Origin of the sequence: Corynebacterium tapiri (genome assembly GCF_006334925.1) — a bacterium.
Lineage (GTDB): Bacteria > Actinomycetota > Actinomycetes > Mycobacteriales > Mycobacteriaceae > Corynebacterium > Corynebacterium tapiri.
In genome coordinates this window covers 26,341-39,265 of sequence record NZ_VDHJ01000002.1, presented here as the reverse complement: position 1 = coordinate 39,265, position 12,925 = coordinate 26,341, and the positions used below count along the sequence as shown (strand labels likewise).

The window sequence follows — 12,925 nt, the reverse complement described above, 5'->3', positions numbered from 1 at the left end:
CCCCGGGTGTCACCTCCCCACGGTGACCCCGGGGTTTTGCTTAGCGATTCTTAGCCTCCGTTATCGCTATCTGCGTCTTGGACTGCAGCCAGTCGAAACGCTTGGGATAACAGGTCAAAACAAAGATCTGTGCCGTAGATCCCATCTTGTTCAGCAGCTGATTCATCACCGTCAGCCTCCGCGGGTCGGTAGAGCCCAACGCATCATCGATGAACACGGGAACGCCCACGGTGTGGTCTTCTGCGTGCTTGGCGACGAGCGACGCTATGGCAAATCTGCTCAACAGCGCCAGTTGCTCCTTGGCACCACCAGAGAGCTTTCCCACAGGCACGGTGATGTCGTCGACGGTGCGGTCAACAATCTGCAACTTGTCATTCAGACCGAACCGCACGTTCGCTCCAAATACGGCCGCGGACAGTCTCTCCAGCTCCTGAACATAGGGCTCGGTATAGCGCGCCCGAGCCGCGTCGCGGTGCTTCCGCAAGACCTCATACAGCCGCTTCGCTGCCTGCGCTCGGCGTTCCACGCTGCGCCACTGCCGGTCCAAGTTTTGAGCTCTGGCCGCGGCCTTCTCGTGCCGTTCGGCAATGTCCCCGGCGATCTCGATAGCAGTCTTGAGCTTCGCCTGATCCATCTCCAGTTCATGGATGCGGTGCTTAATCGACTCCACACGCGCCTGGGTAGCCTCACATGCCGCCTTCTTCTGCTCTGGATCCGCCACGCGCTCAGCTTCCTGTGCTTCCGCCAGGTCTGCTTGAGCTTGATCGCGCGCGGTTTCTTCCTCGACCCGTCGCGCCTCTATGGCCTCATCCGACTCCTTGTCGAGCAAAGCCTGGAGCGCAGAAGTATCTTCCAGCACGCGCTGCTCGCTGGCATCGAAGGTGACTCTTGCCTCTACGTAGGTACGTTCAGCCTGCCGCTCCTCCCATGGCTTGAGCTCAGCTTCTGCGCGCTCGAGAGCCGCTGCGCTTTCAGATTCCGCAGCTTCGGCGGTGCGAACCTGTGCGCGCGCCTCTTCCGGGCTGGTTTCCTGGGCTTGGCTAGCTAGCTGTGGTTCGAGCTCGTCCCACCGTTTACCTAGCAGTTCGTGTTCCCTACGTAAGGTGCTCGATTCACGCCCATTGAGCGTCGAGGCGAGCTCGGAGCGCGTCCGGTCAACCTCTCGCTGCAGGCCTTGGTGCTCGGCATGACGCTGTCGTGCCTGCCCCACGGTCTCCAGCCCCAGCGCGGAAAGCAACTCAGCCAGAGCGGCTTGCGTCTGCTCAGCCTTGCGGTGCGCATCCGCACTTGTTCCCGCGCCCCCATGCATGCGCGCAGTCACCTCACCGATGACCACTTCAACCCCGTCAACGACATCGACCCGGACGGGCTCCTGATGCACCTCTTGGGGCTGCCCATCAATCATGATGCTCACCGGAGTAACCGAACTCAGCGTGAGGTGTGAGGTTGCAGCATCGCGCACGCGCTGGGCTACCTCAGCATCCTGAGCTGCCTGGTCGACCTTGCGCACATCCTCATCAGTGAGAGGCCGATCCGGGATAGCCGCTTGGGCCTCGGCCAATGCCGTCTCTAATGCGTCGACGCGCTCTAGTAACGCGCCGAGCTCATCCCAGCGCACCCGATCATCTACCGCCTCGCGCAGAGCGCGTGACATGCGGCTAGTTTCCTTGCATTCCTCGAACTGGCGTCGGGCTTCTGCGCATTTCTGCGCAAGTTCTTTGCGTCGGCCCTCCTCGCGTTCTTTGGCCTCCGCAGCCTCTGCCAGGGACTTCTCTAACGAGAGCAACTCAGCCTTACGCTCTTCTAGTTGCTCCGCTTGCTGGTGCCGTTGGGCGATTGACGCAGCAGTGGCATCGACGATTGCCTGCTTTTGCTCCAGGTTCCTGGCCGCCTGTTCACGACGTTCCACAGCCTTGATCGCAATCGCCAGAGCCTCGTGCGCTGCAGAGGCTTCCTGCTGAGCCTCGGGAAGCTCTGCGATCTCCTGCGCCAAGGCCTCTTCTGTGCGCACAACCTCCTCTACCTGACGGTCAAGCTGGGCACGTTGGCGCTGCAAGTCCTCCGCTTCTTCCACAGCCTTGTCTCGGTCTTGGAGAACCTTGGTCGCTTGTGTGTTCAGCTGACCAGTTTTTTCTGTGTAAAAGCGGCGAAACTCGCGAAACGCTGCATGATAAAGCGGATCGTCCTCCCCCACGTCTACTGCCTCGTCGCCCTGGTTTTCAGCAAGCGCCCGATCCAACGCGGGGATCCCGACTGCTGCAGCTCCCTCTTCCAGCTGATCCTGCCGCAGAAAGAGTGCCGAGAGAAGATCCTGGTCGACGTTGTTTTCCAGGATCTCTTCTAAGACCCGTTCGGCGTCATCATCGACATAATTTCCTGGCCGTGGGGAATGGACCGTCAGCTCAGCCCCCTTGCGCCGAGCCCAGCGCTTGTGGATGGTGAATTCCGTCTCCCCTACAGTCAACCGAGCTGTAACCTCTGGCCCTTCCGATTTGTGAGTCGGGTTGAGCGGCTTGGTGTTCTTCTCTGCGTTCGACCGATAGGTGTAGTTCAGCACGGCATGCAGCGCATCCAGAATGGTGGACTTGCCCTGCTCGTTCTCACCGTGGATGACCACGACTCCGGTGCCCGGCAACTCGTCGATGGTGAGCGAGTCAACCGCTCGGACATTCTTCAGGGTCAGTGAATGCAGACGCATTGTCTAGGCCTCCTGGGAAAGTCGAAAGAGCAGGTGGGCCGCATCGGTGGCCACGTTATCGTCAGGGTCTTCCAGCAACTCCGCTAGAGCCGACGCCGCGACGCCACCGAGGGCAAGATCGGCAATTTCCTCATCCGTGGGCTCAACGTGGAGATCCATCCGCGATTCTCGCTCATAAAGATTGGCAAAAACGTCTTTGCGCGCATCAATTCCCATTTCTAAGCGCCGCGTCTGTTCGAGAGAAAGTGTGCCTTCCAACGTGTACTTGATCACGGTGCGGGACTTTTCCGGATAGGAATCAAGGCGCGCCAAGAAGGCGTCGATGTCTTCGTCGCTGTATATCGTCTCGGTGGGAGCGGCAAAGGTCCACTCGCCCACCCGATGCTCCGTTACGCTCACCTGCGAATCAGAACCGGGCTCCTTCGTGATGTCCACCTGCAGCACTTGCCCTGAATTGTGCTCGCCGCCACCGCTGTCCTCGGCAAAGTCGGTCACCTCCGGCGAACCCGAGAACCACACTCGGCCCGAGTCACCAACTGGCTGCGCCGAGTGAGTATCCCCTAATGCCAGGTAATCCAGGCGCCGCTGCGCCATGGCCTCTTCCACGTATGCCAGGTCGAACCACCCCGCGATGATCTCGCCGGAGCGCGATTCCGCCTGCCCATGTGCAAGGCCAATGCGAATCTTCTCGCTCGCCCCCAAGGGCTCAAGCGCACGTCGCACCAAATCCCCAGTGGGATGCTTACTGAACCAAGGGGCGCCAACTAGCTCGACGCCCGGGGCAACTTCTCGCACCTCCGAATCGTCAACCACGATCACCCCGTCGAGGTCGCCGGTATGGCGAAATACGCTATCGGCCACCAGCGGATCGTGGTTGCCCGGTAAGAGATAAACGGGGACAGGTAATCGCTTCAGCTCGTCAATAACGCGTTTGATCACGCGTGGTGACAAGGCGTTCGCGTCGAAAACGTCTCCGGCGATAACAACGAACTGCGCGTCCGTCTCGGTGGCAAGCTGTCCGATTCGCCGGATTGCGCGGAGACGAGAATCGTCGAAAAGCGCCTGGCCATCGTCACCGAGGAACCAGCGTGTCATTCCCAACTGCAGGTCAGAGGTATGGAGGAAGGTAATGGAGTGCATGGTTTCTAGTCCTATCAAACGGGCCGGACATTGCTATCCGGGAAATCCACAGCGCGTTCGAACACCCGCAGTTACTTAGTCAGGTGGTGGTACAGGTCCTCGAGGTCACTGACCGCTCGCAGCTGATCGATGCTGGTAAATGAGACCACCCGCATGGCCTTGTGCAAGAGCTCCACATCGGAGTCGTCGAGCGCGGGGGCGACCTTGGGTCGAGGCAACTCAGGCAAGTCCCCGGCTTCCCAGAAACGCTCGCTTCCGGCAGTGCTCGATTCCTGAGCGACGTCCTTGGCATGAACCAGTGCCGCCTGCTCGACCGACTGCATGGTCATTCCCCGCAGATGGAATGCCAGGCTGGGATCCGCATCAATGCGTGAAATCAGGCGGTCTGCAAGCGCGATGGCATGCTTGCACACCCCCGCATGATCCGGACAATCGCAGGCGAAGCGCACATCCTGCGGCTCCGCTGCGAGCAGCAAATCGAGGACCTCATCGTCCACATCACCACGGCGCATCCGTGCCAGGCCATTGTGCGATTCCACGATCGTGCGCGTCAGAGTGCTCAGGTCATCGGCGGTTCGGTACGGCAGGATCAGCGAGGTAGTAAAAGGCGAATTCTGCGAACCCGCTACCCGGGCGTGCGCCGCACCATTCTTGATATCAAGCTCAACGACGTTCCCAGCGCGAGCGTACTGTCGCCCCCGATTGATCCGTCCCTGATCCGCCAGCGCAAGCGTCAGAGTGCTCAACCGGTTTGCCACTGGGCACAGCTGTGTTGCCACTGGTCGGCGCGGAATCTCATCGGCGCTGTTCACGCGCGTGCGTGCGCCAAAGTTGGCATAGATGACGTTGCCCTCACGAGGACGCTTCGTATCTGCCATGGGTTAGAACTCCTCCTCCAGTGGATCGTCGGCAGCGGCCTCGCGCTCGCGATAGCTCATCAGCTCCGCAAGCTGCTCCGGCGCCAGCTCCGTGATCCAGCCTTCTCCTTCACCCACGACTGTGCCCGCCAGCTTGGTCTTGCCATCAAGAATGTCCTGTATGGACTCCTCCAACGTGCCTGCAGTGATCATCTTGTACACCGCAACATTGCGGTCCTGCCCAATGCGAAACGCTCGATCCGTTGCTTGATTCTCAACGGCAGGGTTCCACCAGCGATCCAGGTGGATAACCATGGAGGCTGCCGTCAGGTTCAAACCGGTACCGCCAGCTTTCAGCGAAAGCAACATCGCGCGCGGACCCGCGGAGGATTGGAAGCGGGCAACCATGGCATCGCGGGCAGTCTTGGACACGCCCCCGTGGAGGAAGGGGATGTCTTCTCCCAGGCGGTTATCCAAGTAGGGCTTGAGCAGGGTGCCAAACGCTCGGTATTGGGTGAAAATCAGTACCCGCTGGTCGGTATTGACGGCGACGTCGAGAAGCCTCATCAACTCAGCAACCTTGCCGGAGCGATGGTGGCCGCGTTCGGTCACACTCGAGCCATCGCCCAAGTAGTGCGCGGGGTGATTGCAGATCTGCTTGATGCGCGTGATCGTGGCCAGGACCAGTCCGCGTCGCGACATCCCCTCGCGCTGCTCCAGCTCCTCCTGCACTGACTCGGTCAGGGCCGTGTAAAGGGCGGCCTGTTCGTGGGTCATGTTCACGGTGATGATCTGCTCGGTTTTGTCTGGCAGGTCGTCGATTACTGTGGGGTCGGTCTTGAGCCGGCGCAGGATAAACGGTGAGGTCAGCGCGCGTAGACGCTGTGCCATCTCCTCGTCCTCGCCTCGCTCAATGGCTCGAGCGAAGTGGTTGCGGAAGAAACTGGCTGAGCCCAGCACGCCCGGGTTCACAAAGTCCAAGATCGCGCGCATCTCCGAGAGGCGATTCTCCACCGGGGTACCGGTGAGCGCCAGACGATGCCGTGAGCGCAGTGCTCGCACGCTGCGCGCCGCCTTGGTGGCTGCGTTCTTAATCGCCTGGGCCTCATCGAGCACCACATGGTTGAAGTAATGCCGTGCCAGCGCTTGCGTATCGCGCCCGGCGATCCCATACGAGGTGATGATGAGGTCATGGCTTTTCATTGCCTCATCCAGTTCCTCGCCCTTTAAGCGATCAGCCCCGTGATGGACGAGCACCTTAAGGTCGGGCACGAACCGTTGAGCCTCGCGGGCCCAGTTGCCGACCACCGAGGTGGGAGCCACGACCAACGACGGCTCAACCGCCGGATTCTCCGCCCGCTCGATCGCCAGCATGGTCAAGAACTGCAGGGTCTTTCCCAGGCCCATGTCGTCGGCCAGGATCGCGCCCAGGTTGTTGCTGCTCATCCAATACAGCCAGTCCACGCCCCGGCGCTGGTATTCGCGCAGCTGCGCGTGCACTGTCGGTGGGATCTCCTTGCGAGTCGGCGCGGGAGCTTCGGTCCCCACGCCAAGCAGGCTCTCGTGCCAGGTGGAGCCGGTGAAGGCGACGGGCTCGTCCACGGCCGATTCCAGTGCGATTTCCCGCAATTCCGCCAGGGTGACCTTGCCCAGGTTGTCGGTCTCGTCGGCAAGCTCTTGTTTGAGAGCAGTAACCTTTGCTTCGAGTTCACCCGCGTCAGCCAGCCCCTCGGCACGCGCGTACTGTGCAGCTTCTTCTGCCGCGGCGATCTCGGCCAGCCGATGCGCCTTAGAGGACTTCTCCAGGCGCTCCATGTACTTCTTCACCTTGTTCACGCTGGAGGTATCCGCCAGTACCCACTGCCCGCGTAGGCGAATCAGGCCAGTCTTGGAGCGCACCAGCTCCTTCATTTCCTCGGCCGTGAGCTCAGTTTCCCCCACCGACAACTGCCAGTCGTAGGCCACCATCTTGTCCAGCCCCAGCTTGGTCTCAGTCGCAGATTCGGAGACTTCACGAGCCCGCACCGTCGCAGTCGTCTCCGCTGTGGACCAGGCCTTGGGCAACATAACTGTGAAGCCGGCGCGCTTGAGCTTGGGTGCGTCCTTGGCCACAAACGTCATGATCTCCTCGGTGGTGAGATAGACGTCCCAGTCCCCCTCACGCTCCCCCGAAACAGACGGTAGGTATGTAGTCGCCCCCATGGGGTGACGATGGGGATCTACGAGCGAGGTTTCGGTGATGGCGCGTTCTTGGGATTCTTTGAGCTTCTCGACGCTCGCTGCATCCATCAAGTTGAGACGAACCGGGCGCGGTGCGTCCGTGCCCGAACGCACCTGTACGCGCACCGGCCAGACCGCTGTTGCGGGATCCCCTTGGTCGTCCTCGTCGGGCTGTTCCACAATGAACACCAGGTGCAGGTTTACCGCCGTGATGGAATTGCGCCAGTCTTTCAGGGCGCGCAGCAATCCTGTTCCTCCCCGGCGCAATGGTCGACTCTTGAGCAGTGCCTCGACGAAGTCGTGCCAGGGGTAGGGACGCGGTTGGCTGGTCAAGGATTCCAGGCGGGCCGTGGCAATCCAGTGCGTCAAGTGAGAGGAGACGTCCTCATCCAGCGTGGGATTGTTTGCGGTGAGCACGCCCGGGGCGGCAGCGATCATCTGTGCGAGCCAACCGCGCTCCCCCAGTCCATCAGCCAGCTGCCACTGCGGCCACCACATTCCATCATTGAAGCCCAGACGGATGGTCAGACGCCCAGCTTTGACAAAGCGATCCAAACCAACATAAAGCCGGATGAGCCAGTAGAGATCCGCTGCGATGGAGGCTCGTTGCGCGGCCGTGGCGGCCGGGGATTCCTGATCCAAAAATGCCATCTGGCTGAGCACACGCACCGTCTTGTCTGGCCCCAGGGACGCGGTGGGAATGCGCAAGCTGAGGCGCTTTCCCTTAGGCGTTTGCATCTTGACCCCCGCGCGCGTGCGGAACATGGAGTCGTCCAGCATGCGCTCAATCACGGGCGGGAAGGTTCCCTCCGGCACTGCCGACGGCAACACGATGCGGTGTCCTTCCACCTGCTCCACCCATAGGTTGAGGCCGGACTCCGGGAGCCAGAGTCCGTGCAGGAGGAAAGAAGGCATAGGAACATTTGTACCACTGGGCTTGCGCTCAGGCTGCGCGTGCGCCTCCTCTTGGCCTGCCCCACCCCACCGTGCATAATGTGGTCTAGTTCACTTCAATAACTAGGTTGTGAGAGCGTCGATACGCGACGGTAGTCCACGAGAGAAAGGGAACGGATGCAGCAACAAGCGTGGTTCATCCTGGCCATTGTGTTGTATTTGCTCGTCATGGTCGGGATCGGCATTTGGGGATACACCAAGTCGAGCGAATACGAGGACTACACCGTTGGCGGTCGTGGACTTCCCCCGTTCGTCGCTGCACTGTCTGCAGGTGCATCCGACATGTCCGGCTGGCTGCTCATGGGGCTACCCGGCGCGTTGTTTGTTACCGGGCTCAGCGAGGCATGGATCGCCATCGGGCTCACCATCGGCGCGTGGGCCAACTGGAAGTGGGTAGCTCCGCGCCTGCGGGCATACTCCGAGGTCGCGGGCAATTCCATCACCCTGCCCAGCTTCTTTGAGAATCGCCTTCACGACCAATCGCGACTCCTGCGGATCGTCTCCGCCGCGATCATCATCTTCTTCTTTGTCTTCTACGTCGCCTCCGGCATGGTTGCCGGCGGGCGTTACTTCGAGGCGACGTTTGATGGTAGCTACTTCACCGGCATGCTCATCGTGGCCGCGGTGACGGTGCTGTACACGCTCATCGGAGGCTTCCTGGCAGTCTCGTATACCGATGTGGTGCAGGGCATTCTTATGTTCTCCGCGCTCGTCATCGTTCCCATCATGGCACTGATGTCGCTGGACAACCCGTCCGATGTATTCACGTGGGCGACCACCCATTCTTATGGTCCCCACCCCGAGGGCAACCCCACCTATTTCAGCCTGTTTGCGGGAGTGTCTGCTTCAGTGATCATCGGCAACCTTGCCTGGGGCCTCGGTTACTTTGGCCAGCCTCACGTGGTGGTGCGCTTCCTGGCACTGCGCACCCCGGGCGATGCCCGAGCGGGTCGATTCTGGGGCATCAGCTGGATGGCGCTGTCCATGCTGGGCGCCGTCGTTGTTGCAATGGTGGCCACCGTCTACTTCTCTCAGAACCCGGATGTCGCAGTCACGGACCAGGAGAACTTTGAGACGGTGTTTCTCGATCTGGCCCGCATCCTCTTCCACCCGCTGATCGCTGGCATCGTGCTTACCGCCGTACTGGCCGCCATCATGTCGACGATGTCTTCCCAGATGCTGGTTGTCTCATCCTCCCTGGTGGAGGATCTCTACCGCGTCGTGGCCAAGAAGCGCCCCAGCAACAAAGTGCTGGTGCTGTTCTCTCGCCTCGCAGTCCTGGGGGTTGCCCTCATCGCCTTCGCCATGTCTATCCACCCCAACGAATCCATTCTGGGCCTGGTGAGCTTCGCCTGGGCAGGCTTCGGTGCCGCGTTTGGTCCCGTGGTCGTGGCCTCGCTCTACTGGCCCCGCCTGACCTCTGCGGGCGCCCTGGCCGGCATGATCACCGGCGCGGTCGTAGCTGTTGGCTGGAAGCTTGCCGGCTGGTCCTCCCTGATCTACGAGATGGTCCCGGCGGTGGCACTCTCCGCGGCGGCACTGCTGATCGTCTCGCTGGTCACCCGCCCGCCGCAGGCCGCGCAGGAGGAATTTGTCCGCGCCCAGCGCCTGGCAGCTGCTTCCTAAGCACAGGCGGGGAACCACAAGCAGGACTTCACCAGTCTAAGACTGTGTGCGAATCTCCCTGTATCAGCTATACGTCCTGCTCCTCAGCCTGTGCACTCTCGCTGCCGCTATTGCCTGGGTGCTACCCCGCACCAGGACTTCGCTTAACGACGCACTCCCGCCCACCGCAACGCTCTTGAGCAGCGTAAGAATCGTCGACCATCGGTACCCCGTCCCCGGCTACGAGCGAGAAGCCTTCGGCGATGGGTGGGGAACCCGAGCCGGATGCACCACGCGCGAAGCCATCTTGGCCTCGCAGTTTCCAGGTCAGGGGTGCGAGGCCAGCGGGACGACGACTGGGATGTACACCGGGGCGTCGATAAGCCCCCACACCAGCGACATCGACCACCTCTTTCCGCTCGCTGCTGCCTGGGACATGGGTGCTGCGAATTGGGATGAGAAGCGCCGTGTGGCCTTTGCCAATGATCCACTCAATCTCATCGCCGTCGATTCCACCGCCAATCGTGAAAAGTCGGACCAGTTGCCGTCTGAGTGGCTTCCGCCCCTGCAATCGTCGCGGTGCTGGTACGTCCGGAGGGTCTTTTACATCGCGGCAACGTACCAGTTGGCGCTCACCCGCGCGGATGCGTGGGCTTTGCGACGCGAGTGCTTTCTCAGCGATCTCACGCATCTGAACTACAGTGGTGGCCGACCTGAATAATCCTTGAAAACGAAAGTGAGGGACTGATGTTTAACATCCTCCTCCTGCTCCACGTCGCTGCCGCAATTCTCCTGCTGGGCCCGGTCGCCGTGGCAGTCTCCGCATTTGGAGGCTCTGCACTGAAGGCTTCGCAGGGCGATACCACCCATGCCGGCATTGCTCGCTTCACCCACCGCATCACGCAGACCTACGGAATGGCTTCCATCCTGGTTCCGCTGCTGGGCGCGACACTGCTGTTCAGCAACTGGTCGTCCTTCAAATCCCAGCCGCAGTTCCACATCGCTATCGTGTTGGCCCTGGTGGCCTGGGTTCTGCTGTTCGTGGTCATCGTGCCCAAGCAGAAGAAGCTGGTCTCTCGCCTAGGGTTGCTCTCCCCGGCAGATTCTGACCCGTCGGATGCGAACATCGATCCGGTGAAGACCAAGAAGCAGCTCGCCATGTTCGGCGGCATCTTCAACCTGCTGTGGGTCATCGTGTTCATTCTGATGTACGTCTAGGTACCCTGACCCGAGATAGCACAACGCTCCGGCTCCCCTTCCCCCTCACCTAGTGAGGGAAGCGAGAGCCGGAGCTTTAGCTTTTCTGCTTAGTCGCGCCAGCGGCCTCCGCGTCCGCCGCGGTCATCACGACCACCACGTCCGTTATGGCCACCTCGATCGTCGCGATCTCGGTTCCAGCCGCCGCGGCCTCCGCGTCCGCCGCGGTCATCACGTCCACCACGTCCGCCGAAGCCACGTCCACCGCGGTCTCCACGATCGCGCGGGGGTCGGCCGTGATCGCGCTCAATGTTGATGAGCTGACCGGAGATGCGGGTATCAGCCAAGCGATCCAGCACCGAGTTGTCGAGGCCCTTAGGCAGCTCAACCAGGGTGTGATCCACCGCAATGGTGATGCGGCCGAAGTCGCGCGAGTTCAAACCGCCCTCGTTGGCCAGGGCACCAACGATGGCGCCCGGACGCACGTGCTGTCGCTTACCCACGGCAAGACGGTAGAGGTCGAAGTCTCCATCGTTGCGACGCGGACCGCGCTCGCGGCCGCGACCGCCCCGGTCCTCACGATCTCGACCTCGGCCACGACGGTCGTCGCGGTCAAAGCGGTCGCGCTCGCGACGCTTCTCCGGCGGCGGCTCCTTCATCAGGAAGTCCTCGCCCGACTGCGCCTGCGCCGCGAGTGCAGCGGCGATGTCCTCCATGGGGACGTCCTTGGCTTCGGAGTAGGAGCGAACCAGGGAGCGGAAAATCTCCAGCTGGTCAGATTCCAGGGACTCCGTCAGCGAGTCGGCGAACTTGGCCTTACGAGAATCGTTGACCTCGTCCACGGTCGGCAGGTCCATCTCTTCGAGCTTCGCGTTGGTAGCGCGCTCGATGGAACGCAACATGCGACGCTCACGCGGGGTAACAAAGAGGATGGCCTCGCCGGAACGACCCGCACGGCCGGTGCGACCAATGCGGTGGACGTAGCTCTCGGTGTCGTGCGGAATGTCGTAGTTGAGCACGTGGCTAATGCGATCAACGTCCAGACCACGAGCAGCCACGTCGGTAGCAACCAGGATGTCCAGGCGGCCGTCCTTGAGCTGATCCACTGTGCGCTCACGCTGGGCCTGCGCGATGTCACCATTGATGGCCGCTGCGCTGAAGCCGCGAGCGCGCAGCTTCTCAGACAGCTCCTCGGTCTCGTTCTTGGTGCGCACGAACACAATCATGGCCTCGAACTCGGACACCTCGAGGATGCGGGTGATCGCATCGAGCTTGTTGCGGTGCGCCGTGAAAAGGTAGCGCTGGGTGATGTTCGTGTTCGTACGAGTCTGCGCCTTGACCGTAACCTCAACCGGGTCGTTGAGGTACTGGTGCGAAATGCGACGAATGCCGTTGGGCATCGTTGCGGAGAACAGGGCCACCTGCTTGGAGTCCGGGGTGTCCTCCAGGATGCGCTCGACGTCCTCTTGGAAGCCCATGTTCAGCATCTCATCGGCCTCATCCAACACGAGGAAGCGCAGGCCGGTGATGTCCAGGGATCCCTTTTCCAGGTGATCGATCACACGGCCTGGCGTGCCGACGATGATCTGTGCACCGCGACGCAGGCCGGACAGCTGAATGCCATAAGCCTGGCCACCATAGATGGGAAGAACGTTGATCTTGCCCAGGTGATCTGCAAATGACTGGAACGAGTCCGCAACCTGCAGTGCGAGCTCGCGGGTCGGCGCCAGCACCAGCGCCTGCGGGCTGCGCACAGAGGTGTCAATGCGGTCCAGGATCGGCAGCGCGAACGCCGCCGTCTTACCGGTACCGGTCTGCGCCAGACCCACGACGTCCCGGCCCTCCATGAGGACAGGGATAGTTTCGGCCTGGATCGGCGATGGCGACTCAAATCCAACGCGCTTGACGGCGGTGAGAATTGCGTCGCCCAAACCGAGGTTGTCAAACCCGGAGCCCTGCTCGTCCTGGGATGCTTCAGTGTGTGCTTCTTCTACATCGGTGGCAGCGGAGGGGGCGTGAGATGCGGAAGCGTCGCCCTGGTCGCTGTTATCCGACTGGTCAGTGTCCGATACCTTGATATCGGAGCCGGTGTCCTCAGAGCGGTTCGCTTCCCCGGTGACCTGTTCCGACGCCATGTCGGCGTGGGCGGCAAATGCCGCGTCACCCTGCGAATTGTTCTGAGATTCCGACAGATTACGGTCATCCGGCTCGTTCACGCCGCCGGTCGCGTTATCGGTAATGCTCATTGCCACCC

General features: G+C 61.5%; 8 protein-coding genes. 3 read left to right on the top strand and 5 right to left on the bottom strand.

Features of this window, described 5'->3' with window-relative positions; genetic code table 11:
* Nucleotides 1–40: 40 nt before the first annotated feature.
* From FHE74_RS01260 to FHE74_RS01245, 4 genes are all read right to left on the bottom strand, one after another.
* Entirely contained in the window at nt 41–2,698 is a 2,658-nt protein-coding gene (locus FHE74_RS01260) for an AAA family ATPase (protein ID WP_139464616.1), read from the bottom strand.
* Nucleotides 2,699–2,701: 3 nt separating this feature from the next.
* Complete coding sequence (locus FHE74_RS01255) at nt 2,702–3,838, bottom strand: metallophosphoesterase family protein (RefSeq protein ID WP_139464615.1); 1,137 nt, start codon at nt 3,836–3,838, stop codon at nt 2,702–2,704.
* A gap of 71 nt (nt 3,839–3,909) precedes the next feature.
* A complete protein-coding gene (locus tag FHE74_RS01250) occupies nt 3,910–4,716 on the bottom strand; it encodes an SWIM zinc finger family protein (RefSeq protein ID WP_139464614.1) in 807 nt (268 codons plus the stop codon).
* 3 nt (nt 4,717–4,719) lie between these two features.
* Nucleotides 4,720–7,830 (bottom strand): DEAD/DEAH box helicase, encoded by a 3,111-nt coding sequence (locus FHE74_RS01245; protein WP_139464613.1) that lies wholly within the window; start codon nt 7,828–7,830, stop codon nt 4,720–4,722.
* Between the two features lie 156 nt (nt 7,831–7,986).
* Here FHE74_RS01245 and putP point away from each other — a divergent pair, with 156 nt between their 5' ends.
* The 3 genes from putP to FHE74_RS01230 are packed head-to-tail and all read left to right on the top strand — an operon-like array spanning nt 7,987 to nt 10,692.
* The gene (putP, locus tag FHE74_RS01240) at nt 7,987–9,495 is read left to right on the top strand and encodes a sodium/proline symporter PutP (RefSeq protein WP_139464612.1); all 1,509 of its coding nucleotides are present in this window, start codon (nt 7,987–7,989) and stop codon (nt 9,493–9,495) included.
* 46 nt (nt 9,496–9,541) lie between these two features.
* Nucleotides 9,542–10,195 (top strand): HNH endonuclease family protein, encoded by a 654-nt coding sequence (locus tag FHE74_RS01235; RefSeq protein WP_139464611.1) that lies wholly within the window; start codon nt 9,542–9,544, stop codon nt 10,193–10,195.
* Between the two features lie 26 nt (nt 10,196–10,221).
* Complete coding sequence (locus tag FHE74_RS01230; protein ID WP_139464610.1) at nt 10,222–10,692, top strand: DUF2269 domain-containing protein; 471 nt, start codon at nt 10,222–10,224, stop codon at nt 10,690–10,692.
* Between the two features lie 89 nt (nt 10,693–10,781).
* Here the strand turns inward: FHE74_RS01230 and FHE74_RS01225 are convergent, their stop codons facing one another.
* Nucleotides 10,782–12,917, bottom strand: a complete 2,136-nt coding sequence (locus tag FHE74_RS01225; RefSeq protein ID WP_139464609.1) for a DEAD/DEAH box helicase — start codon at nt 12,915–12,917, stop codon at nt 10,782–10,784.
* Between the last annotated feature and the right edge of the window lie 8 nt (nt 12,918–12,925).